Source organism: Edaphobacter sp. HDX4, assembly GCF_036877565.1.
GTDB lineage: Bacteria > Acidobacteriota > Terriglobia > Terriglobales > Acidobacteriaceae > Edaphobacter.
Genome location: NZ_JAEDXW010000024.1, coordinates 1 through 23,084, shown reverse-complemented (window position 1 = coordinate 23,084; position 23,084 = coordinate 1). Strand labels below are relative to the sequence as shown.

The following is a 23,084-nucleotide window of genomic DNA, read 5'->3' as shown; positions in this document are numbered from 1 at the left end:
GGAGGGGAGGGACGATGTGGTTTCGGACGAGGGGGTGGCGAGGCGGAGTTGAACGAGCTGGATCGGGCCGGAGCGGAGATTCTTCAGGCGGACTTGTTCGCAGTAGAGGCCAGGAACTGGGGAAGGATTGTCGGGTACTCGACAGTGGCGGCTAGTCGGCGTTGAGGACGGTCTCGAAGAGCAGGATGCAGACGGTGGTGTAGATGAGGTCGTAGCCGGCCAGCTGGGTGATCCAGGAACGGAGGTAGACGGGATCGAGCTCAGCGGTGAGGACTCCCGTGGTGGCCTGGACCATCATGAGGACGGCGGGAAGCGAGAGGGGCAGGAGGATCAGCGGGAGGAGGAGCTCACGGTTTCGGGCGCGGAGGCCGAGAGCGGCGAAGAAGGTTCCGTTGACGACGAGGGCCCAGGTTCCGAGAGGAAGGATGAGGGCGAGCAGCCAGGCGTTTCCGAGAACGTGAAGATTGAAGAAGATGACGAAGATGGGGGCGAGCACGATTTCGACGACGAGCACGAAGATCATGTTGGCGAGGGCCTTGCCGACGAAGAGGGCAGAGGCAGGTGATGGCGCCATTCGCTGGGCTTCGAGGACCTGATTGCGCTGTTCGCGGGTCCAGGACTGGTTGAGCGCGGTCATGGAGGCGAAGAGGAGGCCGACCCAGAGGATGCCTCCGGAGATCTGGCGGGTGACGGCGGGGTATCCGGCGGGGTCGAAGGCGATGGAGAAGACGACGACCATCAGGAGCACGAAAAAGAGCATGCCGTTGATGGAGTCGCGGGAGCGCCACTCGAGACGCAGGTCTTTGCGGAGATGGTCGAGGACGTAGGTGAGATACCTCAACGGGTGTCTCCGGAGAGTGTGGCCTTGGTGAGGTCGGCGAGGGTGAATTGAGAGGCGCGAAGATAGTCGGCGGGGGAGAGGAGGACCTGGAGGCCGCGCTGTCCGGCGGATACGCTGATGATGTCGAAGAGCTCGATGGTCTCGTCGGCGAAGGCAGGGAAGGGCTTCTTCGCGCCCATGACGGTGACTCCGCCGCGGATGTAGCCGGTGAGGGGCTCGACGTCCTTGAGAGAGGCGAGCTCGGCTTTTTTGGCACCGGCGGCGTGTGCGAGCTTTTTTAGGTCGAGCTCGGTGTCGCCGGGGACGACCGCGAACAAGTATTCGCCAGTATTGGTGTGAGAGAGGAGGGTCTTGAACACCTGCTCGGGTGGAAGACCGATCTTGCGGGCGACGGAGATGGCGGTGAGGTCTTCGGGATCGACCTCGTAGGCGCGGAGCTCGTAAGAGATACCGAGAGAGTCGAGGAGGCGCGCGGCGTTGGTCTTGCTGGGTGCGGCTGCTTTCATCCGTGGGTTCCGGTGACGGTCTCGATGATCTGACCCTGGCGCATGTGGAGGGTGCGGTCGGCGAGAGGCTCGGCGAGCGAGGCCTGGTGGGTAGTGAGGATGAGGGTGCGGGCTCCTCCACCAGCGACGGGCCAGGTACGAAAGTCGGAGAGGAGCTCGACGAGGTGCCCGGCGCTCGCGACGTCCAGATTAGAGAAGGGCTCGTCGAGAAGGAGGAGCTCGGGGTCGGTCTGGAGGACGCGAGCGAGCGAGGCGCGCTGCCGCATGCCCTGCGAGTACTGTCCGACGGGGCGGGTGAGCGCGGGGTCGAGGCCGACGGCGCGGAGGGCCATCTCGGGAGAGCCGACGCAGGCGCAGCCCTCGCCGCGGTGCAGGGTGGCGAAGTAGGTCAGGTTCTCCATGGCGGTCAGCTCGTCGTAGAGCATTGTGGAATGGCTCATATACGCGATGCGATGACGGTGTTGATGAGGTGAGCCACCGAAGACGGCTACTTTGCCGCGGGTCGGAGTGATGAGTCCAGCGACGACGCGGAGCAGGGTGGATTTGCCGGCTCCATTTTCTCCGAGGACGATGGTGGAGGAGCCAGCGGGAAAGGTTGTCGAGACGTTGCGAAGAGCGGCGAAGGAGCCGTAGATCCTGGAGACGGAGTCGAGCGACACGGCCGCAGTCGCAGCGGAGAGTTCAGCACGGATTGGGGCGGCAGTCGACATGCGCAGGTGTGCCCGAGGCTTCTTAGCGAGTATAGAGCCTGGGCTCAGCGAAGAAGCTTCAGCGTGCGACGGGCATGGCGGATGCGGTGTTGACCGGCTTCTGATTTGCAGCCGGGGCGTACTTGGAGGCGCACTTGGCCTGAAGCTGAGTGGCGTGGAAGACGCCGTCGTGACCGAAGGTTCCGATGGCGAGGGCCTGGGCGTCGTCCTTGAAGGTGTCAGGCGGGGGCTCGGAGCCGTTGTAGACGACCCGCAGGGTGTGTCCCTGCTCAAGGAGATTGAAGGTGGCGTTGGTTCCGGAGCGCTGGATGGTTCCCGGGGCGACGTTGCCGGCGACGCGAAGATGCCGCGTGTAGGCCTTGTTGCCCATGCCCTGAAGCTCGCTGATGGTGACGTAGTAGCTCTTGTTGTCGCGCACGCCAGTGATGGCGAGATAGGCTACGGTGCCAAGGATGAGGACGGTGGCGACAATGATCTTCAGCGGGCTTTTGCGGTCGGGATTCGGCATGGCGTCTGTCTCTCATTATAGAGACTCTGTTGACTGAAGAAGGAAAGAATAGATTTCTCTCGGCTGGAGATGGATGTCGGATAATGTGCTGACAGATGAAGAACCCCCTATTCTTGCTGAAGTTGAGCTTCTGTTGTCTCCTCGTTGTGGGGGCGGGCAAGGCGTGGCCGCAGACCTCGAATGCTGGCTTCGAGGTTTATGCAAACTGCAAGATTACAGACGGACCTTCGGTTGTCGAGATAGCGCCGCTCGCCCCGGGAATCAGTTCGAGGACCGTAGAAACGATGAATGGTCCCAGGCAGATCCCGATGGTATCCGGGAGGCGAATCATGTTTGCCTATCCAGACAAGGATTTCTACGCCAATGTGAAGGTGGAGATCCTTCCTGCGGACAACTATGCGGAGACGCGTCAGTACCTGATCGATAACTTCGATCACATCCTGGCCTCGGGGGAGACAGAACGCAATTACCGTCTCAAGCCCCTGATGAACGGGCTGGATACAAGAGGCATGGACAGGACGAAGATCGAAGGCGGGGTGCTGGGGATCTATCTGATCTTCGATGATGCAAATCGAACTGTGAGCACGATCTATTTCCTCAATCAGGATGCTGAAAAGAGGAGCTTCCAGACGATTGAAGAGTACCGGCAGCAACGGGATCGCTTTCTTGCGGCGTACACGGGCTGTGCCCACCCAAAGATCAGATCGGGGAATTAGGAAAAGAAAACTGAAAATGGCGGGAACCTTTTGCTTCCTGTGGCGTAACCACATGTATAAATGTGGGGATGCCACAGGAGAGACGCATGGGAGACGCGAAGCTGGACCTTTTGCAGGGGACGCTGGATCTGATGGTGCTGCAGACGCTGGCGGCGATGGGCGAGATGCACGGCTATGGGATTGCGCGGCGGATCGAGCAGGTGAGCGGCGATGAGGTGCTGCTGAACCAGGGGACGATCTATGCGGCGCTGGTGAGGCTGCAGCAGAAGGGATGGATTGAGGCGGAGTGGGGGGCGTCGGAGAACAATCGCCGGGCGAAGTTCTATTCGATCACAAAGCGGGGAACCAAGCAGCTGGCCGACGACACGGAGTATTGGCGAAGGCTGGCGAGTGTGATGGGCCGCGTACTGGCGATGGGAGAGGAGGGCGCGAGGCAATGAAATCCGAAAGAAAGAGATCGTGGAGGACGGAGAGAAAGAGATCGTGGATGGATTCGTTGCGTCGTGGTGCGGCTCGGATGGGCGGCTTCTTTCGTAAGGGCACCATGGATCGCGATCTCGAGGAAGAGATCGACTCCCACATAAGGATGGCGACTGAGGAGAACCTGCGCGCGGGGATGGCGCCGGAAGAGGCACGGAGGAAGGCTATGGTGCGGTTTGGCGGCGTGGAGCAGGCAAAGGAGCAGCAGAGAGAGTCCCGCGGTCTGCCGTGGCTGGATACGGTGCTGCAGGATCTTCGCTATACGTGGCGGACACTGCTGCGAGACCGGGGATTTGCGACGGTTGCGATCCTGATTCTGGCGCTGGGGATCGGGGCCAATGTGGTCGTCTTCAGCGTGGTGAATACGATCCTGCTGCGGCCGTTGCCGTTCTATCAGCCGGACCGGCTGGTGTGGATTGCTCCGGAACACACAGAAGGACTGTCGGGCTCGACCTACTCGGTGGACGCGTTTGAAGATCTGCGTTCGATGAATCGGTCGTATGAGGATGTGACTGGCTATTTCGCATTTTCGACTCCTGACAATTACAAGCTGACGGCAAAGGGAGATCCGAAGCCGTTGACCGGCATCATGGTCGCGGGGAATTTCTTCCATGTCCTGGGAGTGAATCCTGCGCTGGGCCGGTTGTTCACGGCAGATGAGTCGAGAAAGGGCGGCCCTGCGGCGGTTCTGCTGGCGTATCCGTTCTGGCAGAGGCAGTTTGGCGGTGACCGGTCCATCGTGGGTCAGGCGATCACGCTGGATAACCATCCAGTGACGGTCGTCGGGGTGCTGCCGGAGAGCTTCGATTTCGGGGCTGCATTTTCGCCGGGATCGAAGGTGGACATTCTTACACCCGCGATCATGGACGATTTCCGGTATGAGGGAAATACGCTGACATTCATCGGGCGTTTGAAGCCAGGCATATCTGTGCAGCAGGCGCGGGCCGAGGCGAAGACGCTGTTTCCCCAGTTCTATTGGGGAAAGAAGTATCCGGACTCGAAAGGGAATTACACCGGTTGGCCGGTTCCGCTGAAGGACTACATCAGCGGAAAGCTGCGGCGGTCGCTGGTGGTGCTGTGGTGCGCGGTGGGACTGATCCTGCTGATTGTGTGCGTGAATCTTTCGAACCTGCTGCTGGCGCGAGCAGCGGCGAGGAGCAAGGAGTTCGCACTGCGCAGCGCGCTGGGGGCAGGGCGGGGAAGATTGATCCGGCAGCTGCTGACGGAGAGCCTGGTGCTCGCGGGAGCGGGAGCGGTGCTGGGCCTGGGGCTTTCGTATGTGCTGCTGCGCTATCTCGCACATCAGGGATCCATTGCGCTGCCGTTGTTGAACAGCGTCCGGCTGGATGGAACGGCGCTGGTGTGGACGCTCTCGATTACGGTCTCGACGGCGGTGCTGTTTGGCCTGCTGCCGGGAATCAGGGCCTCCCGGGCGAACGTGCAGGAGGCTTTGAAGGACGGTGGCCACGGAGCCACGGAGGGACGGAAGCACGAGGCTATGCGCACGGTGCTGGTGGTCTCCGAGGTGGCACTGGCCTGTGTGCTGCTGATCGGGGCTGGTCTGCTGCTGCGCAGTTTTCTGAAGGTTCTTGATGTGGATCTCGGCTTCCAACCTTCAACCGCTGCAGCGATGAAGCTGGACTACGACGACGGCAACAACACGGATCGGCGCAGCGCGATTCTGCAGAACGTGGCTCGCCGCGTGAGCGCGATCCCGGGAATTGACGCGGTTGGGTTTTCGGATAATCTACCCCTCGATCGCAATCGAGGGTGGGGAGGTCCGCGTGTCAAAGGCAAGACCTACAAGCCCGGCGAGGTTCCGGGAGCGTTCGTCTACATCGTCGCGCCGGGGTATGTGAAGGCGATGGGTATGCGTCTGCATGGAAGAGATTTTGCCTGGTCCGATAACGACAAGAGCGAAGGGGTCGTGATCCTGAACCGGAAGGCGGCCAAGGGCCTGTGGCCGGACGAGGATCCAGTGGGCAAGATCGCGGTGGTCGGGAAAAAAGATGTTCGCGTGATCGGCGTGATCGACGACGTGCGCGACACCAACATCGAAGGACAGACCGGCTGGCAGATGTATCTGCCGATGACGGAGAGCGACTGGGGACCGGATGGGGCTTACCTGGTAGTGCGGACGAAGCTGCCGCCAGCACAGCTCTCCGGCACGGTACTGCGGACGCTGCGGGAGATCAACCCGAACCAGCCCTCGGTTGAGTTTCGCCCGTTGCAGAGCATCGTGGACCATGCAGTTTCGCCGCGGCAGTTCTTCGTATTGCTGGTGGGGACCTTCGCAGGGCTGGGGCTGTTGCTGGCATCACTGGGGATTTACGGCGTTATTTCTTACTCCGTTACGCGCAGAACACAAGAGATAGGGATTCGCATGGCGCTTGGAGCGTCGCCTGGAAATGTGCAGATGGGAGTCATCAAGAAGACGTTGCAGATGGCGTCGCTTGGAATCTCGGTCGGCGCCGTGCTGTCTGTCGCCGCTGCGCAGCTGATTGCGACGCTTCTGTTTGGAACAACGCCTACCGATCCACCGACTTTCGGGGTAATGCTGGTGCTGCTGATCGGGGTTGCGGTGCTGGCTGGGTACCTTCCGGCGCGGCGCGCCTCGAGGATCAACCCGATGGTCGCGCTGAGAAACGAATAGATCTTCTCGAACGAAGGCCGCAGGAAAGGTTCCCTGCCGGCCATTTTTTTCCATACGGGGAGAGTCTTACGCTGCAGCCTGCAGATTGACGCCGTCGGAGATGTTGCTGAGCAGCTTGTCGGCTTCTTTCTCTTCGGCGAGGATCGACTCGATGGTGCGGGCGTCTTCGGTCAGGCCCAGGATGTTGGCCCAGGTGCGAAGGGTCCCGTAGACGGCGATCTCATGATGCTCGACCTGCTGACCGCAGGCGATCAGAGTGATGTCGCGGATGCTGCTGTCGGAGGCGTCCTTGATGCTGTCCTGGGCCTCGGTGACGAGGCCGCTAATCGCTTTACAGGTTTCGGTATCGGCATCGCCGGTTGCGTTGCGGAGCAGAGCTTCCACGCTGGCCACATGGCCCTCGGTTTGACGCAGGTGATCGCGAAATGCCGTTGCGAGTTGAGGATCGGTTGATTTTTCAATCATCTGTGGAAGAGCGTCGGTGATCTTCTGCTCCATATCGAGAGCCTTCTTGAGGTTGGTGATATAGAGCGTACGCAGATCTTCGATGTTGGCTGAGAATATTTTCATGGATCGAACTCCCTTTCGTTTTTCGGCTCAGAGGAGGCCGTTGGCGCCACAGAGGCGCGTAATGGTGAATTCCGTTGTCTTCGGCGGTGAGACGGCAACGTGCGCCGGTATGCTCACGGTCGTGCGCGTTCTGAGTGGTTTGGATGCGAGAGGATTGGTTAGGTTGGCCGCGAAGATCGCGGCGAAGACTGGGAAGCAGCGGCAGCGAACATGTCGTGTGCGGTGCAACAGCGATATACTCGGTGGTACGTCAGCATGCGGCGCAGCGATTGGTGGAAAAGAGGTTTGGTATGAGCACAAATGGCAATCATCATCCGGGTGGGAACGGCGCGAACGGCAACGGGTACAAGGTTCCGACTGGCCGTGCGGATTGGATCGTCAAACGCAAGGCCGAGGCCGAGCGGACCGGCGACTGGAACATGTCGCAGATGCACTTCGCACGCAAGGGTCTGATCACAGAAGAGATGGCGTTCGTGGCCGAACGAGAGAAGATCTCTGCGGAGATGGTGCGCAGTGAAGTCGCCAAAGGAACGATGATTATTCCGGCCAACATCAACCACGTTGAGCTGGAGCCGATGGCGATTGGAGTCGAGTCGCTGTGCAAGATCAATGCGAACATCGGCAACTCGGCACTGGTTTCGAATGTGGATGAGGAGCTGCGCAAGCTGCACACCGCCGTGCACTTCGGTGCGGATACGGTGATGGATCTCTCGACCGGCGGCGACATTCCGATGATCCGCGAGGCGATCCTGCGGCACAGCCCAGTTCCGATCGGAACGGTTCCGCTGTACGAGGCGCTGAGCCGCGTCAAGCGCGTGGAAGACCTAAACATCGACCTCTACCTGGAAGTCATCGAGGAGCAGGCTCAGCAGGGTGTGGACTACTTCACGATCCATGCGGGCGTGCTGGTCCAGTACATTCCGATGGTGGCCAAGCGCATCACCGGCATCGTGAGCCGTGGCGGCGCGATTATGGCGCAGTGGATGACGCACCATCACAAGCAGAACTTCCTGTACGAGAACTTCGACCGTATTACGAAGATCATGGCGAAGTATGACGTGAGCTACTCGCTGGGTGATGGCCTACGTCCCGGGTCTGTCGCGGATGCCAGCGACGAGGCGCAGTTTGCCGAGTTGAAGACGCTGGGCGAGTTGACGCGCGAGGCGTGGAAGAGCGATGTGCAGGTGATGATCGAAGGTCCGGGCCATGTGCCGATGGACAAGATCAAGGAGCAGGTGGACAAGGAGGTCGAGTACTGTGACGGAGCACCGTTCTACGTGCTGGGACCGCTGGTCACGGATATCGCTCCGGGATACGATCACATCACTTCGGCGATCGGCGCGGCGATGATCGGCTGGCATGGAGCAGCGATGCTTTGCTATGTCACTCCGAAGGAACACCTTGGACTTCCGAACGAGAAGGACGTCAAGGACGGCATCATCGCCTACAAGATCGCTGCCCATGCGGCCGATATTGCACGGCATCGTCCTGGCGCGCGCGATCGCGATGATGCGATCTCGCATGCACGCTACACCTTCGACTGGGACAAGCAGTTTGCGTTGTCGCTGGATCCTGACACCGCCCGAGGCATGCACGATGAGACGCTTCCGGACGACTATTACAAGGAAGCGGCATTCTGCAGCATGTGCGGCCCGAAGTTCTGCTCGATGAACTGGTCGAGCAAGGTTGACGAGTTCAATGAACGCGAGCACGGATTGAAGAAGCCGGATCTTACGCAGATTGTGACGGAACAGATGGCTTTGCGAAGCTAGCAGGATTCGACTGGTAAAGAGCAAGAACCACATAGAAGGGCCGTTTCCGGGAATACCGGAGCGGCCCTTCTGCTTGTCGCTGGATGAGGGACCACGATTCTGTGGTTCGGGTTCGCAAAGAGGAGGCCGGGAACAGGGTCGGGCCGCGCAGAGATTATCCACAGGATGCACAGATTCGTTGCACAATGATGAACGCCGGGGACAACGTCAAAGGCAGAGACACGATCTTATGTGGTAACGGAAGAGAAGTCTTCCAGAAGGAGAGAGTAGCCTATGGCCAACCAAAAGATCAGGAACAGTCCTGATCGGAACGACCGGGAAACCGGAAGTACCAGTGGATGGCACGAAGCAGTTCAACCCAACCAGAATGACATGAATCGAGGAAGGGAGACGAGGGCAGAACCCTCAGATCCTCAACGAGGTTAAGTCGTATAAGGTGGGAACCGGTATTCGATACGGTTCTCCGGAAATCGAAGAAAAGGTGCGGGTCTCTCGGGACCCGCACTTTTTATGTGCGTCATTGTTTCGAGGCGGATTCGAGCAGTGCGGCAGCCCGGTTCAGCGCTTGGCTGAGTTGCAGGAGTTGGGCAGTGGCGCGGGGGGCGTCGGATTCTGCGACGGCTTCATTTACGCCGGGAATCACGACAGCCGCGTAGCCGGTGTATTCGCCCGGCGCGTAGATGGTGTGTTTGTACCAGGGACGGTGAGGAAGTCCCTCAGGAGACAGGAGAGCGCTCTCAGCCGCACGCAGCGCCTTGTTGAGCGAGGTTGTCTCTGCGGGAGGATGGGCCTGCAGATTGCGGACCGCTGTCCCGGCAGCCTCGAACCGCTGAGCAGCAGCCTGTGCGGTGCTGAAGTCCAGGTTCAGCTTGTTGGCAGCGGCATGTTTTTGAGCACCCTGAAGGTAGGCAGCGATGTCCCTGCCATACGTCTGGTAGTCGTAGGGGAGCACATCGGCATCGGCCATATGCAGGATCTCGAGACCGAAGATCCGTGCCTGCTGCTGTTCGTAGACAAAGGTCGGGTCTGCGAATTTGATGAACCAGTTGTAATTGTCGAATACGGAGTGATAGACCCCGTACGGTCCTTCTGAGCCGATGTCGGTTGAGGGAACGCCGAGGTGCTGGAGGAACGGGGTGTAGTCGGAACCGGAGCCGAGGTCGCCTACGCGGACATCCTGCTGGTCGAGCCCTCCGATGTGGTTAGCGCCGAGAGTGGCGGTGATGTGGTTGGTCGCATCCGTCTCCTGCTCGTCACGCCACTGCTGGTAGACCGTGCCTCCCCTGGGAGAAGGAACCTCTTTGGTGACTTCGCGGACGAACTGCTTGAGGGAAGGGACGGCTGCCGCGTTGAACTTCGGTCCGGAGACACCTACGTCCGTGTTGAAGTAGGCGACAGCTTTGACCAGGTGGTTCGCATGCTGTTCGACCCATTCGGTGGACCCGATGAGGCCCTCTTCTTCGGCGTCCCAGGAGGCGATGACGATGCGGCGGCGCGGGCGCCAGCCCTGCTTGAGCAACTCGCCAATTCCGTGAACGGCTTCAAGCATGGCGGCGGTCCCGGAGTTGGGATCGACTGCGCCGAAGACCCAGGCGTCGCGATGGTTCCCAGCCACGACCCACTGATCCTTCTTGGAGGGATCGGTGCCTTCCACGGTCCCGATGACGTCCCAGATGGTGCGGAGAGCGATGTCCTGCTCCAGGTGCATGTGGACCTTTACGTGTCCGGTTCCGCCGAGGTGATAGGTGAAGGGGAGTGCTCCCTGCCAGGAACGGGGGGAGACCGGTCCGTCGAGGCACTTCAGGATGGGGGCCGCATCCTTGTAGGAGAGTGGGTTGGAAGGGATTGAGGGCTCGTTCCCTTTGAGGCCATTGAGGGGAATTCGCTGGGAGTCGGGGAGGTCGGGCGTAGAGGCGATGCCCGGGGTCTGGGGGTCGCCTGGATAGATGGGAAGGAACTGCACGGAGCCACGCTGAACGCCGGATTCGGGACGGAAGGGACCCTTGGGGTAGACGTCGCCCCGGTAATAGCCGTCGTCCGACGGGTCGGAGTAGATCAGGACGCCTTTAGCGCCGTTCTGTTGAGCGAGGTAGACCTTTACTCCGCGAAAGTTGGCGCCGTAGCGGACGAGCACGATCTTGTCCTTGACGCTGATGCCCATGCTGGCCAGCTTCTTGAAGTCTTCCAGACTTCCATAGTTGGCGTAGACGACATCGGCAGTGACATCGCCGGAGGGGGAAGATCCATTGAAGGCCGGGAGGATGTCTGGCTGATCCTGGTAAGGATCGCCGCCATATTTCTGCGGGTCTACGTGCTCAGGGGATGGCCCTGACATCAACTTCTCCCCTTTGGAGTTGAAGGCTTCGATGGAGATCGAGACCGGCTTATTGAGCAGAACTTTGTAGGGAGTGATCTGGGTGTCCAGACCCGCTGCTTTGAACTTATCAGCGACGTAGAGGGCGGTGGCGTAGTCCTGCGGAGAACTGGCCCAATGGGGAGAGGCAGTCAGGGTCTTGAGGTGTTCTCCGGCGAGCTTGGCGTCCGGGACAGAGAGGAACTTCGCATCCCACTTTGCCTGCTGGGAGAAGTCGCGGTAGCCGAAGACCTGCTGCGTTTGAGCAGAAGCAGAGAGAGCACCGATCAACAGCGAAAGGGCGAGGGGCCGGATAACGCGCAAGAATAACCTCTAAAGCAGCTTTTAGAGGTTAGAGTACAGCATTCGTGAGGGAGTCAGCCGCAGCCTGGACTCTCTCACGAATGCCCTGCCGCTGAGAGTTGCAGGTTGGCGTCAGGCTGCGACGGGCTGACCGCAGAACTTGCAACGATGTGCTGCAACAGGGATGTCGGAGAGGCACTCCGGGCAGGCCTTGGTGGGCGGAGGAGCAGCTTCCTGCGGCTTGAATTTTTTGAGCAGATACTGCGAGGGAAGAACGAGGAAGAAGTAGACGACTGCAGCGATGAGCAGGAAGTTGACCACGGCCGTCAGGAACTTGCCGTATTCGATGACTCCACCATTGATGTGGCCAACCATGTAATCGAAGTTGGGTTTGCCAACAATGGCACCGAGCAGGGGATTGATGATGTTGGCCGTCAGCGCGGTGACGATGGCTGTGAATGCCGCACCGATGATGACGGCGACAGCGAGGTCCATCACATTCCCGCGGAGAATGAAATCACGAAACCCTTTGAGCATGAATATCTCCCAATTCGTTGGAGTGAAGTGACTGAGTCATGGAGTATACGACAGGCGTAAGCGCAACATTATGCAGATCGAGTCATCCAGAGGGCGTAAGGGTAGAGGAGAAAGAAGAGGATCATCCCCAGCGCCATCATGTCCATATAGATGAGAAGGAGGACGCCGCCGTGGTATAGGCTCCATCGAGTTCTCACGCAACGCAGATGGTCGATGGTTCCGGCTATGGCAGTAATCGTCGGCAGGATGAGGAGAAGCGTTGCGCGGTTGTTGGGAAAGTCTGAGAGCAGGACCGAGGCGCCGAGGCTAAGGAGGACGAGGAGGGTGCCGCGAAGGATAGAACGGCAGCGCGGATTGAAAAACCGATAGATCACCTTGCTCTCTCCAGAGTAGATCGTTTTGAGCCGGGCATCCATACGGACCGCCGTTTGCGCCCACGATATGATGGTTCAGAATCCCCAGACTCGATTCCAGAGACCATGTGAGGAGTACTTGGAAAGAACGGGTGTTATGGAGCCGAGGGAGGCGACGGAGACCAGGCTGCGGTCGTGGCGAGCCTTCGCATCTGTCATAGGATGCAGCCTGCTGGTTCGGCTGTTGGTGCTGCGGATGCTTGCGGCGACACCGCTGGTGTCCGACTCAAGAGATTACCGCGAGATGGCGCTCCGCCTGCTGGATGGCAGGCCCTTCGTGCCCTACTGGCCACCTGGCCTTTCTCTTTACCTTGCGCCGTTTCTTGCGGCAGGATTGGGAGATATTGCACTTCGAGCCTCGATGCTGGTGTGGTGGGTGGTCTTCTGCGTGGCGCTCGTTCGAGTGGCGAAGGATCTTTGCGTCAAGGACAGCATCACGCTGATTCTGCTGGGGCTGTTCAGCATCACTCCGGCGTTGATCCATTTCTCCCTTGAGCCGATGACGCAGATGCCGTCTGCCGCCCTGCTGCTGGTTGCGGTAAGCGCAGCCGTGAGGTGCTGGAAGAGACCCGGGTGGGGTGAAGCGCTGCTGCTGGGCGCAGCAACGGGAGGTCTCTCGCTGGTTCGCCCCAGCGCTCTCCCGCTGCTGGCCGTGCTTCCGGCTCTGCTGTATGTCGGGCGCAGGCAGGTTCGAGAGCCACTCATTGCCCTGACGCTGGGATCGCTGATGATTCTTGCTTGGGTCGCCAGGGTTCATCAGTTATCGGGGCAGTGGACGATCAACAACTCGAACGGAGCCAATCTCTATTACGGAAACAATCCCTGGACGCCGCTCTACCGGACCTGGTACTTCGGTTCGCACGCCAAGCTGGGGTCGGAAGAGATAGAGCAGTTTCCGGAATACGGCACGATCGTCCGGCAGATCGTAGAGCTTCCTAAGACGGAGCGAGGAGCTGCCTTCCGAGAGAGAGCGGTCGATTATGTGCTGCACAGACCGGACCTGTTCGTTCTGCGAACGCTGAACCGAGTGCGCTGCTTCTGGGGATTCGATATCTTTACTGCCGCGAATGTGCGGAGCGCGGGGCCGGCGGTAAGCCGCTGGTTCCCAGTGGTTCTGGCGATGGATGCGGCCTGCTATCTGGTGATCGCCGGATTTGCTTTCTTCTGGATTGCAACAGCCCAGGGAAGTTTCTGGACGCAGTGGGAGACCTGGCTGCTCACATCTACGGTGGTGCTGTACGGCCTGCCGTACTGGGTGACGATGTCACATCCCACCTACCATTTCCCGGTTGTGGCACCCCTCGCGCTGCTGGGGGTGATGGCCTGGCAGATGGTGCGCTCGTCAGGCCTCGGGAACAGGAGACGGGGATGGATTGCGCTGGCGGTGCTGGCGGTGATCCAGGTGGAGTGGGCGTTTTATATTTCGCGGGCATAAAACGGTCCGGCTCTCTGGGAACCGGACTAGACCAAACTGGGAGCCGGACTAGACCGGACTGGAACTATACCGTTGCGAGCTCGGGTCCGGCAGCGACCTTCTCAACCATTTTCCGGATCGATTGATCGTAAGGAGCCCGGAGAACGCCGTGCTCTGTGATGATAGCGGTGATGTATTTCGCAGGAGTTGCATCGAAGGCGGGGTTCTGAATCGCCGCTCCGTTCGGGGTCATCTGCTTTCCATTCGAGTGCGTGACCTCGGTTGCGGCGCGCTGCTCGATCGGAATAGCGTCTCCGTCCGGTGTGTTCACGTCGATGGTTGAAAGTGGAGCGGCGACGTAGAACGGGATGCCGTGCTCTTTAGCGAGAACGGCTACTGAATAGGTGCCGATCTTGTTGGCTGTGTCGCCGTTGGCGGCGATGCGGTCGGCGCCGACGATGACAGCCTGGATCCGGCCTTGGCGCATGAGCGCGCCTGCCATGTTGTCGCAGAGGATGGTGGTAGGGATGTTGTCCTTGAGCAGCTCCCAGGCAGTGAGGCGCGCGCCCTGAAGGAAGGGACGAGTCTCATCGGCATAGACATCGATCTTGTGACCGCGCTCGATGGCTGCGCGGATGACTCCGAGTGCAGAACCATAGCCGCAGGTGGCGAGAGCTCCGGCGTTGCAGTGAGTGAGGACGGTGCCCTGCTGGGGCATAAGGGAGGCTCCGTGCGCTCCCATGGACTTGCAGGCGGCGATGTCTTCGTCGTACATCTGCCGGGCGCGAGCGACGACGGCGGCCTTGATCTCGGGAATGGGAGTGTTGCCGTCGACGAGCCGGTTGTAGAGGCTGCGAATCTCTTCGATGCCCCAGAAGAGATTGACTGCGGTCGGGCGGGTCTCGGCCAGGGTCCGGGAGATGACTTCCACCTCAGCGTTGAGGCTGGGAATATCAGTTGCTGTGCTGCGGTCGATGCCGAGGGCTACGCCCATGGCGGCGGAGACGCCGATTGCAGGAGCGCCGCGGACGATCATGTCACGGATGACGGTGGCGACCTGCTTGTAGTCGGTGGCGAGGACGTAGGTCTCTTCGAGGGGAAGCTTGGTTTGGTCGAGGAAGTTAACGCCTTCAGGGAGCCATTCGAGGGTGGGAATCATGTCCCTTATAGTTTATCGGAGTTACGGGCGGATGGGGTCTACCCACCGAAGGCGGTTGTCGAGCCCGGCGGACCAGAAGGCCTCCTGGATGACCTGCCTGGATTCAGTGAAGTGCGTCCAGCCTTGAAAGTGCAGCGGAACGATAGTGGCTTCAGGCATGGCCTTCGCGACCTCGATTCCGTCCTCGGCGGTCATGGTCAGGGGCGCGGGGCCTGCGGCCTGAACACGCGCTGCTCCCATATTGAGCACGGCGGTGGAGACGGGGATCCAGCGGGCGACCTCGGCGATGCCTTCGTACCAGACGGTGTCGCCGGAGAAGTAGAGAGCGCCGTCGGTTGGGTCGTCCTTGCGCCGGAGGGCGAAGCCGACGACGGGGCCGCTTCTACCCTCGCAGCCGACCGGGCCATGACGCGCGGGGGTAGCAGTGATCAGCAGCGGGTAGTCTTCGGGGGTTGTGATCTCGATGGTCTGCCAAGGGACGAAGCCAATGGCGTTGCCGCCGAGGCGTTTCGCTCCTTCGGCTGTGGTGAAGACCGACTTTGCGCACGAGAGCATTTTGCGTCCGGCGTGGTCCAGATTGTCGGAGTGCTGATCGTGACTGAGGAGAACGTAGTCGATGGGGCCGAGATCGTCGACGCTGACCTGGGGATCGCTGATCTTGTGCAGGGTGGTGGGACCGGCAGGGTAGTCTTCGCCGGCTGGATCGAAGGTCGGGTCGGTGAGGAAGCGCAGCCCGTGAAAGGTGATCAGCGCGGTTGGGCCTCCGACGTAGACGATTTCAGGCTGGCTGCTCATGGTTATCACTCCAGACTTCTCTCGTACCGACTTTACCTGCTGCAACTAAAATCACACCGATAAGCTTTGCCCAGTTTTTATCGTCATCGCCGGGTACTGCAATCTCACGCGGGATTTAGAGCGATGTGTGCGGCGCGGACGTCGCTCGCGGTGAAGACCGAATAGAACGGCGCGTGTGGCGCAGCGGCTTCGATGTTAGCGCGGCCGCCCTGCTCGCGGTCAACCAGGCAGAGGACGCCGAGGACGTTCATTCCGGCTTCGCGGGTGGCCTCGATAGCAGTGATGGTGGAGCCTCCGGTGGTGCAGACATCGTCGACGATGACGACGTGTGCGCCGAGCTTGTGGAAGCCCTCGAGGCGCCGACCGGTGCCGTGGGTCTTCTCGGCCTTGCGGACAAGGAAACCGTGGACCAGAGCATCGCGTTTGTGGTGCAGATGATGCCACGCGGATGCGGATGCGGTGTTCGAGACCAGTGGATCCGCTCCCATGGTCAAGCCGCCGACGGCATCGGCTTGGGGGAAGTACTGACTGATGAGGTCGTACATCAGAAGCCCGGAGAGACGGCCTCCCTCGGCATGGAGGGTAGTGGTGCGGCAGTCGATGTAGTAGTCGGACTTCTGGCCGCTGGCGAGAGTGAAGTCGCCGAGGCGAAAGGAGAGGGTTGCGATCAGATTGAGAAGGTCAGTACGGTTGTCGGACATGGCGTGTACTCCCCCGGTATGCTAAATGGCTCAAAATCTTGATTACAAATGACTTGCTTGAGGACCACATTTGTAAAATATTGCATTCAAATGGTTTAATGGCAAAGTATTGAAAACATGGTATTTACGAGTGGATCTGGGGCTCAGAACACTGTTAACAGTATAGCGGTTGGGAGTGGCGGAATCGGCAGATGGATGTTGCTGATTGTCAACGGGTTGGGGTGGTTGCCGGGTTGACATGCTTTGGGACTGGGCTGGAACTGAGGGTACCGGGTCATCCTGCGAAATCCACATGCCGCCGTAGGGCGGCTTAATGTATGAGGCACCCAGCACCCCGCTTCTGTGAAAATCGTCAGCCGGTGAGTCCCTCGAAAGGGAGGAAGATGGTGAAGAGTGTCCCGTGTCTCTGAGGATGCTGGCTGGTTCGAATGCGGATGCGGCCCTTGTGGCGCTCCACGATCTCCTTGGTGACCCAGAGCCCGAGACCGGTCCCGCGATTGCCCTTGGTTGTAAAGAATGGGTCGAAGATGCGGATTATGGCCTGAGGAGAGATGCCGCTTCCAGTGTCGGCGATGGTAAGGCGAAGTCCCTGAGTGCCGTTGCGCCAGTCGGTAACCTGATGGCTGCGGATGAAGAGTGTTCCGCCGGTAGGCATGGCGTCTACGGCGTTGCCGACTAAGTTACTGACGACCTGACGGATCTCGCCCTCATAGCAGACGATGGGGCGGCTGGCCCAAGGCCCGCCGATGACACGAATGCCTCCGTTATAAATTCTGCTCTGGTACACCCGAAGCGTGCTCTTGAAGATGGCTTCCTCTTCAACAAGAGCGGGCTTTGAGAGCTGTCGATGGAAGCGCAGGGTCTGGGAGGTGATGGCGGCGACGCGTCGAAGCTCCTCCTCCGCCATCCCCAGATACGCGTGGATCTCGGCTGTCTGTGTGCTGTGCCGGCAGAGATAGAGCAGATTTGTGACCGCCTCAAGGGGGTTGTTGATCTCATGCGCGATGGTGGACGCCATCTGTCCGACAGCGGCGAGCTTCTCTGACTGAAGCAGCATCTGCTCGGCGCGGCGCCCCTCGGTCACGTCCACTCCGAAGACGAGGATTGAAGAGACGGTCCCGTCGATCTCGCGCATCGGCTGGTAGATGAAATCCAGGTAGCGGAGCTCCGTGGAGGAGGCGGAGCTGCGGTAGAGCTCGACGGGAGTGGCGCGACCTACGTGCGGGACCCCGGTCTGGTAAACCTTATCGAGCAGCTCGCCGAAGCCCTGGGCGAAGGTTTCGGGCAGCGCCTCTTGGAGTGATTTGCCAAGGACGTTTCGATTGCCGATGAGCTCCTGATAGCTCCGGTTCGTCATCTCGAAGGTGTGCTGAGGGCCACGGAGGACGGCGAAGAATGCGGGGGCCTGCTCGAAGAGATCGGCGAGACGCTTCTTCTCCTGATGAAGCAGATTGCGGGCGTGGACGGTGTCGGTGGTATCGGTGCAGACGACGAAGGTTCCGCGAATGATTCCGTCCGGATTGCGTACGGGAGTGTAGCTGTAGGTCCAGTAGGTGTCCTCGTGAGATTTGCTGCGTCGGCCCGGAAAGAACTCGTCTTCCAGGAGGATTCCTTCGCCATGGAGCATGACGGAGTCGAGCTGCGGACCGATGATATGCCAGATGGTGTCCCAATATTGCCGGCCCCGCGCTCCGAGGGCGTGGGGGTGCTGAGTGTCATCGAAGGTGGCGCGGTACGCGTCATTGTAGAACTGGACGAGTTCGTCGCCCCAGAAGAGGAACATGGCGTCGCGGGACGCCAGGATGACGTTGACGTTGGTGAGAAGAGTGTCTTCCCATTCCTCAATCGGGCCGACGGGAGTAGCGCTCCAGTCAAAGGCCCGGATGCGGTTTGCCATCTCACCTGTGCCAAAGATGGCGGCAGCTCCGGCGTTGCGCACCAGGGGCAGCGGTTTTGGTGTGAGGGGGGATAAGGGCATGACTTTGGCGAAGGCGTGTGGCTGCGCAGCTCCGTCAGTTTACCTCAGTGTTTCCAATCCAGTAACGGTTTTAGTGCAGTCCTAAGTGCGCCTGCATGCCCTCGAGGGTCTGGCCCTTGGTCTCCGGATAGAGAAGCAGAACGGTGAAGAACTGAACGACCATCATCGCTGCGAAAAATGCAAAGGGCATCGCCCGGGAGTGCGCGGCTACGTAGGGAAAGGTATTGGCGATGAGGCCGTTTGCAATCCAGTGCGACGAAGAGCCGAGACTCTGGCCCTTGGAGCGGACGTTGGTGGGAAAGACTTCCGAGAGGTAGACCCAGATGACGGATCCCTGCGAGAGGGCGAAGAAGGCGATGAAGCCGATAAGCAGCGGCAGCAGAAGATTGAGGTGTTGGCCGGTGTGGAAGACCCATGCGACTCCGGAGAGGGCAAGGCAGGTTCCGACGGCTCCAATGAGCAGCAGGGGCTTGCGTCCTATCCGGTCGATGATGGCGATTCCAACAAGCGTCATGACCAGGTTGGCTACTCCTACGAAGACCGCCTGGGTGGCGCTCGAGACGGAGCTGAAGCCAGCCGAAGCAAAGATGTCGTTCAGGTAATAGAGGATGGCATTGATGCCGGAGAGCTGATTGAAGAGCCCTATAGAGACGGCGAGAAAGATCAACTTGCCGTAGCGACGCTGGAAGAGGGTGTGCTGCGTTCCTCCTCCCTCGGAGCGAAGCGAGGCAGAGATGGCATCGATCTCGGCCTGGGAGTCGGGCGAGCCAAGTTCCGCGAGGATGCGGTAGGCCTCGTCGATGCGGTTCTCGCTGACGAGCCAGCGGGAGGACTGAGGAACCGTGTAGAGAAGGGCCAGGAAGAGAAAGGCAGGGAAGATGCCGATTCCAAGCTGAACGCGCCACTCGATGGCTCCAAGGGCAAAGTGAGCGACGGTTGCGTTGGAGAGATAGGCGAGAAGGATTCCGACGACGATGTTGATCTGGAAGAGGCCCACGAGGCGACCTCGCCACTTTGCGGGAGCGAGCTCGGCGATATAGACGGGACCAAGAACAGAGGAGCCTCCGATGCCGAGGCCACCGAGAAAGCGGAACGCAAGGAAGCTCCACCAGGGGCCGGCGAAGGCGCAACCGAGCGCTGAGACCACGTAGAGAACGGCCATGATGCGAAGAGCGGCGCGGCTGCCGATCTTCTGGCCGAGTGGTCCGGCGAAGATGGCTCCAAGGACCGTTCCATAGAGAGCGATCGCGACGGTGAAGCCCTTTTCACCCTCGCTGAGCGCGTAGTGAAGCTGCAGCGAGTGAGTGGCCCCGGCGATGACTGCGGTATCGAAGCCAAAGAGCAGGCCGCCGAGTGCTCCGGTGAGAGCGCTCTTGGCGAGGAGATAGATGGATCGATTCCTGGATGAGCTCATGCGGTCAATGGGAGGGTAAATGGTTGAGCGGGGCTTGTCGATGATTTCGAACCAACTCGCGAGGAGTGCGGCAAAAGCTCCCTAAACGATCTTCCGGGAGATCGAATTCCGAGTCGTGGGAGTGGTGCAATCGCGGACGCGATTGAGCAAAAACGTCTGCTCGCGGGCGTTGCGGGTGAGGGAAGCGGCACGTTCGAACTCAGCACGAGCCTCCTCGAGACGGTCAAGCTTATAGAGGAGATCGCCGCGGACGCTGGGAAGCAGATGGTAGTTCTTCAAGCTTGCTTCCTCTCGGAGCATGTCCACGAGCTGGAGACCGGCTGCCGGACCCTGGGCCATAGAGACAGCGACAGCGCGGTTGAGCTCGACGATGGGCGACGGTGTGACCTGTGCGAGTTGACCGTAGAGAGTGGCGATTCGGGACCAGTCGGTAGCTTCCGGAGCGGCGGCGCGTGCGTGGCAGGCGGCGATGGCCGCCTGAAGGACGTATGGGCTCGGCTGCCGCGTGAGCTGCTCGGCTCGCTCCAGACCTGCGAGGCCACGGCGGATGAGAATCTGGTCCCAGCGTCCACGGTCTTGATCGAGCAGCAGGATTGGCTCACCGTTGGGACCGATGCGGGCATTGAGACGCGAGGCCTGGATCTCCATGAGTGCGGCCAGACCGTGAACTTCGGGTTCGTCGGTCACAAGCTCCGCAAGGATTCGTCCGAGGCGGAGGGCATCTTCGCACAACGTAGGACGGGTCCAGTCGTCGCCTGCGGTGGCGGAGTAGCCTTCGTTGAAGATGAGATAGATGACCTGCAGGACGGAGGCGAGCCGAGCGGTGAATTCCTCGCCCTGGGGAACTTCGAAGGGAACTTTGGCTTCGCTGAGAGAGCGTTTTGCGCGAACGATGCGCTGGGCGACGGTGGGTTCAGCCAGAAGAAAAGCCCGTGCGATCTCGTCGGTAGTGAGCCCTCCGAGCAGACGGAGGGTGAGAGCAACGCGAGCCTCTGGCGACAGAATGGGATGACATGAGATGAAGATAAGCCGCAGGAGATCGTCACCGATGGTCTCATCGATAGCTGCATTGATATCGTCGGGGGTGAGTTGCCGGGTTGATTCGAGCTCATAGCCTATCTGCTGGTGCTTGCGGTCCAACAGCCTGTTGCGGCGAAGCAGATCGATGGCGCGGTTTTTAGCCGCGGCCATCAGCCATGCGGCGGGATTATCCGGGATGCCGGTCCGCGGCCAGCGCTCGAGCGCAGCGACGAGAGCGTCCTGCGCGAGATCTTCGGCAAGACCTACGTCACGTACGATGCGTGTCAACGCGGCGATAAGCCTGGGCGACTCGATCCGCCAGACCGCGTCGATGGCGCGGTGGAGGGGAGGGCCGAGCTGAGGTTCTGAAGGCATCTCAAATGATGACAACATCTTCGATCGGGAGTGACAAGGTTGAAGGGAAAAACGGTCGTGTGTAATGGAATACAGGGTGGTCCGTCTGCATGGGTGAAGGAGAATCGGCAAGATGAACGAGACAGCGAAAGATCCGGTCTGCGGGATGCAAGTAAAGGTGGGCACGGCAAAGTGGACTGCTGAGCATGATGGCCGGAGTTGGTACTTCTGCAGCGAGGGTTGCAAAAAGAAGTTTGAGGCGGACCCGGAAAAGTATGACGGGTCTCAGCCTGTGGGCGTAGAAGGCGCGGCCAGGAGTGGGGGTTGCGGATGCGAAGGGTCCGCGGCGGTCGAGTCTGAGGCGGCGCCGGAGACCGGCGGAGGGTGCTGCGGGGGAGCGACAGTCGCACCGGTTGCGAAGGCTCCGATGGCGGGAGCCGGGGGGAAGTATACGTGCCCGATGCACCCTGAAGTGATCTCAGACAAGATGGCGACGTGTCCCAAGTGCGGGATGGCGCTGGAGCCGCTTGAGCCAGCTTTGTCGCGGGTGGAGTACACGTGCCCGATGCATCCAGAGGTAGTGAAGGATGGGCCGGGAAGCTGCCCGATCTGCGGGATGGCGTTGGAGCCGCGCGAGGTCATGGCGGATCAGGAGAATCCCGAGTTGAAGACGATGCTGCGGCGCTTCTGGGTGGGAGTTGCGCTGACACTTCCGCTGCTGGCCGTGATGGTGATGGAGATGTGGCCGGGGCATCCGTTCCGAGATCTACTTGCAAGTCCGTGGATGGGATGGGCACAGATGGCGTTGGCAACTCCGGTGGTGCTGTGGTGCGGCTGGCCGTTCTTCGAGCGCGGGTGGGCTTCGGTGGTGCATCGGAGTCTGAATATGTTCACTCTGATTGCGATGGGCACGGGAGCAGCCTATGTGTACAGCGTGGTGGCTGTTGTTGCGCCGGGTATCTTCCCGGCCTCGTTCCGTGAACACGGCGGAACGCTGGGGCTCTACTTCGAGGCCGCTGCGGTGATTACGGTCCTGGTGCTTCTGGGGCAGGTGCTGGAACTGAAGGCACGAGACAGGACGGGTGAGGCTATTCGTGCTCTTCTGGGGCTGGCTCCCAAGACGGCGCGGAGGATTGGGCGAGACGGCACGGAGAAGGATGTGCCGCTGAGTGAGATCGTGGTGGGGGACAGGCTGAGAGTTCGGCCGGGCGAGAAGGTTCCTGTCGATGGCGTGGTTCGGGATGGACGGAGCGCGGTGGATGAGTCCATGGTGACAGGTGAGCCGGTCCCGGTGGAGAAGACAGAGGGTGAGCGGGTTGTGGGAGGCACGATCAACGGCACCGGTTCCCTGGTTATGGAAGCCGACCGGGTGGGCGCCGATACGCTGCTGGCCCAGATTGTGAAGATGGTGAGTGAGGCACAGCGGTCAAGAGCGCCGATTCAGCGTCTGGCTGACCAGGTAGCGTCCTACTTTGTGCCGGTGGTGCTGTTTGCTGCCGCCGCCGCTGCGATTGCCTGGGCGGTGTGGGGGCCGGAACCGAAGCTGGCGCATGCACTCCTGATCGCAGTTTCAGTGCTGCTGATCGCGTGTCCGTGCGCGCTGGGACTGGCGACTCCTATGTCGATTATGGTGGCTACCGGACGGGGAGCCCATGAGGGCGTGCTGGTACGAAATGCCGAGGCGCTGGAGACGCTGGAGAAGGTTGACACCCTGGTGATGGACAAGACGGGAACTCTGACCGAAGGGAAGCCTCGTTTGACCCAGATTGTCGTCGCCGACGGCGTAAACGAAAACGACCTGCTGCAGATGGTGGCGAGCCTGGAGCGAGCAAGCGAGCATCCTTTGGCCGCAGCCATCGTCGCAGGAGCAGAAGAATGCGGGGTTGC

General features: G+C 60.4%; 20 protein-coding genes. 6 read left to right on the top strand and 14 right to left on the bottom strand.

Going from position 1 to position 23,084, the window contains the following annotated elements:
• Nucleotides 1-151: 151 nt before the first annotated feature.
• Genes JAO29_RS19135 through JAO29_RS19120 form a run of 4 tightly spaced genes read right to left on the bottom strand, consistent with a single transcriptional unit; the run spans nt 152 to nt 2,565 of the window.
• Nucleotides 152-841 (bottom strand): heme exporter protein CcmB, encoded by a 690-nt coding sequence (locus tag JAO29_RS19135; protein WP_334269873.1) that lies wholly within the window; start codon nt 839-841, stop codon nt 152-154.
• Nucleotides 838-1,347, bottom strand: a complete 510-nt coding sequence (gene ybaK, locus JAO29_RS19130) for a Cys-tRNA(Pro) deacylase (protein ID WP_334269872.1) — start codon at nt 1,345-1,347, stop codon at nt 838-840. The genes JAO29_RS19135 and ybaK overlap by 4 nt, the downstream gene beginning before the upstream one ends.
• Nucleotides 1,344-2,057: an ABC transporter ATP-binding protein gene (locus JAO29_RS19125; protein ID WP_334269871.1), complete on the bottom strand. Its 714-nt coding sequence runs from the start codon at nt 2,055-2,057 to the stop codon at nt 1,344-1,346. Before JAO29_RS19125 ends, ybaK begins: the two co-directional genes overlap by 4 nt.
• 58 nt (nt 2,058-2,115) lie before the next feature.
• Complete coding sequence (locus JAO29_RS19120; RefSeq protein ID WP_334269869.1) at nt 2,116-2,565, bottom strand: cytochrome c maturation protein CcmE; 450 nt, start codon at nt 2,563-2,565, stop codon at nt 2,116-2,118.
• A gap of 95 nt (nt 2,566-2,660) precedes the next feature.
• On the opposite strand from JAO29_RS19120, the gene JAO29_RS19115 reads away from it, so the two are divergent.
• The 3 genes from JAO29_RS19115 (at nt 2,661) to JAO29_RS19105 (ending at nt 6,414) form a co-directional block, all read left to right on the top strand.
• Nucleotides 2,661-3,281, top strand: coding sequence for a hypothetical protein (locus JAO29_RS19115; RefSeq protein WP_334269868.1), 621 nt, complete (start codon nt 2,661-2,663; stop codon nt 3,279-3,281).
• A gap of 86 nt (nt 3,282-3,367) precedes the next feature.
• On the top strand, nt 3,368-3,721 hold the full coding sequence (locus tag JAO29_RS19110) for a PadR family transcriptional regulator (protein ID WP_334269867.1): 354 nt from the start codon (nt 3,368-3,370) through the stop codon (nt 3,719-3,721).
• 47 nt (nt 3,722-3,768) lie between these two features.
• On the top strand, nt 3,769-6,414 hold the full coding sequence (locus tag JAO29_RS19105; RefSeq protein ID WP_334269866.1) for an ABC transporter permease: 2,646 nt from the start codon (nt 3,769-3,771) through the stop codon (nt 6,412-6,414).
• A gap of 66 nt (nt 6,415-6,480) precedes the next feature.
• Here JAO29_RS19105 and JAO29_RS19100 read toward each other — a convergent pair whose 3' ends face one another.
• Nucleotides 6,481-6,984 (bottom strand): YciE/YciF ferroxidase family protein, encoded by a 504-nt coding sequence (locus tag JAO29_RS19100; RefSeq protein WP_334269865.1) that lies wholly within the window; start codon nt 6,982-6,984, stop codon nt 6,481-6,483.
• Nucleotides 6,985-7,274: 290 nt separating this feature from the next.
• Between JAO29_RS19100 and thiC the strand changes: the two genes are divergently transcribed.
• A complete protein-coding gene (gene thiC / locus JAO29_RS19095; RefSeq protein ID WP_334269864.1) occupies nt 7,275-8,756 on the top strand; it encodes a phosphomethylpyrimidine synthase ThiC in 1,482 nt (493 codons plus the stop codon).
• A 517-nt stretch (nt 8,757-9,273) separates the two neighbouring features.
• On the opposite strand, the gene JAO29_RS19090 is transcribed toward thiC, so the two are convergent.
• From JAO29_RS19090 to JAO29_RS19080, 3 genes are all read right to left on the bottom strand, one after another.
• The gene (locus JAO29_RS19090; protein WP_334269863.1) at nt 9,274-11,433 is read right to left on the bottom strand and encodes a M28 family metallopeptidase; all 2,160 of its coding nucleotides are present in this window, start codon (nt 11,431-11,433) and stop codon (nt 9,274-9,276) included.
• Nucleotides 11,434-11,544: 111 nt separating this feature from the next.
• Nucleotides 11,545-11,949, bottom strand: a complete 405-nt coding sequence (gene mscL, locus JAO29_RS19085) for a large conductance mechanosensitive channel protein MscL (protein ID WP_334269862.1) — start codon at nt 11,947-11,949, stop codon at nt 11,545-11,547.
• Between the two features lie 68 nt (nt 11,950-12,017).
• Nucleotides 12,018-12,365, bottom strand: coding sequence for a permease (locus tag JAO29_RS19080; RefSeq protein WP_334269861.1), 348 nt, complete (start codon nt 12,363-12,365; stop codon nt 12,018-12,020).
• 76 nt (nt 12,366-12,441) lie between these two features.
• Between JAO29_RS19080 and JAO29_RS19075 the strand changes: the two genes are divergently transcribed.
• Entirely contained in the window at nt 12,442-13,797 is a 1,356-nt protein-coding gene (locus JAO29_RS19075) for a hypothetical protein (protein WP_334269860.1), read from the top strand.
• A gap of 64 nt (nt 13,798-13,861) precedes the next feature.
• Here the strand turns inward: JAO29_RS19075 and mtnA are convergent, their stop codons facing one another.
• From mtnA to JAO29_RS19045, 6 genes are all read right to left on the bottom strand, one after another.
• On the bottom strand, nt 13,862-14,935 hold the full coding sequence (gene mtnA, locus JAO29_RS19070; RefSeq protein WP_334269859.1) for an S-methyl-5-thioribose-1-phosphate isomerase: 1,074 nt from the start codon (nt 14,933-14,935) through the stop codon (nt 13,862-13,864).
• Between the two features lie 21 nt (nt 14,936-14,956).
• Nucleotides 14,957-15,730 (bottom strand): MBL fold metallo-hydrolase, encoded by a 774-nt coding sequence (locus JAO29_RS19065; RefSeq protein ID WP_334269858.1) that lies wholly within the window; start codon nt 15,728-15,730, stop codon nt 14,957-14,959.
• A 104-nt stretch (nt 15,731-15,834) separates the two neighbouring features.
• Complete coding sequence (gene pyrE, locus JAO29_RS19060; protein WP_334269857.1) at nt 15,835-16,431, bottom strand: orotate phosphoribosyltransferase; 597 nt, start codon at nt 16,429-16,431, stop codon at nt 15,835-15,837.
• A 352-nt stretch (nt 16,432-16,783) separates the two neighbouring features.
• On the bottom strand, nt 16,784-18,409 hold the full coding sequence (locus tag JAO29_RS19055; protein WP_334269856.1) for an ATP-binding protein: 1,626 nt from the start codon (nt 18,407-18,409) through the stop codon (nt 16,784-16,786).
• A 70-nt stretch (nt 18,410-18,479) separates the two neighbouring features.
• Nucleotides 18,480-19,823 (bottom strand): sugar porter family MFS transporter, encoded by a 1,344-nt coding sequence (locus tag JAO29_RS19050; RefSeq protein ID WP_334269855.1) that lies wholly within the window; start codon nt 19,821-19,823, stop codon nt 18,480-18,482.
• An 81-nt stretch (nt 19,824-19,904) separates the two neighbouring features.
• The gene (locus JAO29_RS19045; protein ID WP_334269854.1) at nt 19,905-21,218 is read right to left on the bottom strand and encodes an RNA polymerase sigma factor; all 1,314 of its coding nucleotides are present in this window, start codon (nt 21,216-21,218) and stop codon (nt 19,905-19,907) included.
• Nucleotides 21,219-21,330: 112 nt separating this feature from the next.
• On the opposite strand from JAO29_RS19045, the gene JAO29_RS19040 reads away from it, so the two are divergent.
• A partial coding sequence (locus JAO29_RS19040) for a heavy metal translocating P-type ATPase (protein WP_334269853.1) occupies nt 21,331-23,084 on the top strand: 1,754 nt, incomplete at its 3' end.

Excerpts from the sequence above, each read along its gene's own strand:
- JAO29_RS19045 (WP_334269854.1), bottom strand. The coding sequence starts at position 21,218 with ATGCCTTCAGAACCTCAGCTCGGCCCTCCCCTCCACCGCGCCATCGAC.
- JAO29_RS19080 (WP_334269861.1), bottom strand. The coding sequence starts at position 12,365 with ATGGATGCCCGGCTCAAAACGATCTACTCTGGAGAGAGCAAGGTGATC.
- thiC (WP_334269864.1), top strand. The coding sequence starts at position 7,275 with ATGAGCACAAATGGCAATCATCATCCGGGTGGGAACGGCGCGAACGGC.
- mtnA (WP_334269859.1), bottom strand. The coding sequence starts at position 14,935 with ATGATTCCCACCCTCGAATGGCTCCCTGAAGGCGTTAACTTCCTCGAC.
- JAO29_RS19065 (WP_334269858.1), bottom strand. The coding sequence starts at position 15,730 with ATGAGCAGCCAGCCTGAAATCGTCTACGTCGGAGGCCCAACCGCGCTG.
- JAO29_RS19105 (WP_334269866.1), top strand. The coding sequence starts at position 3,769 with ATGGATTCGTTGCGTCGTGGTGCGGCTCGGATGGGCGGCTTCTTTCGT.
- JAO29_RS19115 (WP_334269868.1), top strand. The coding sequence starts at position 2,661 with ATGAAGAACCCCCTATTCTTGCTGAAGTTGAGCTTCTGTTGTCTCCTC.
- JAO29_RS19125 (WP_334269871.1), bottom strand. The coding sequence starts at position 2,057 with ATGTCGACTGCCGCCCCAATCCGTGCTGAACTCTCCGCTGCGACTGCG.
- JAO29_RS19120 (WP_334269869.1), bottom strand. The coding sequence starts at position 2,565 with ATGCCGAATCCCGACCGCAAAAGCCCGCTGAAGATCATTGTCGCCACC.
- JAO29_RS19110 (WP_334269867.1), top strand. The coding sequence starts at position 3,368 with ATGGGAGACGCGAAGCTGGACCTTTTGCAGGGGACGCTGGATCTGATG.
- JAO29_RS19100 (WP_334269865.1), bottom strand. The coding sequence starts at position 6,984 with ATGAAAATATTCTCAGCCAACATCGAAGATCTGCGTACGCTCTATATC.
- ybaK (WP_334269872.1), bottom strand. The coding sequence starts at position 1,347 with ATGAAAGCAGCCGCACCCAGCAAGACCAACGCCGCGCGCCTCCTCGAC.
- pyrE (WP_334269857.1), bottom strand. The coding sequence starts at position 16,431 with ATGTCCGACAACCGTACTGACCTTCTCAATCTGATCGCAACCCTCTCC.
- JAO29_RS19055 (WP_334269856.1), bottom strand. The coding sequence starts at position 18,409 with ATGCCCTTATCCCCCCTCACACCAAAACCGCTGCCCCTGGTGCGCAAC.
- mscL (WP_334269862.1), bottom strand. The coding sequence starts at position 11,949 with ATGCTCAAAGGGTTTCGTGATTTCATTCTCCGCGGGAATGTGATGGAC.
- JAO29_RS19050 (WP_334269855.1), bottom strand. The coding sequence starts at position 19,823 with ATGAGCTCATCCAGGAATCGATCCATCTATCTCCTCGCCAAGAGCGCT.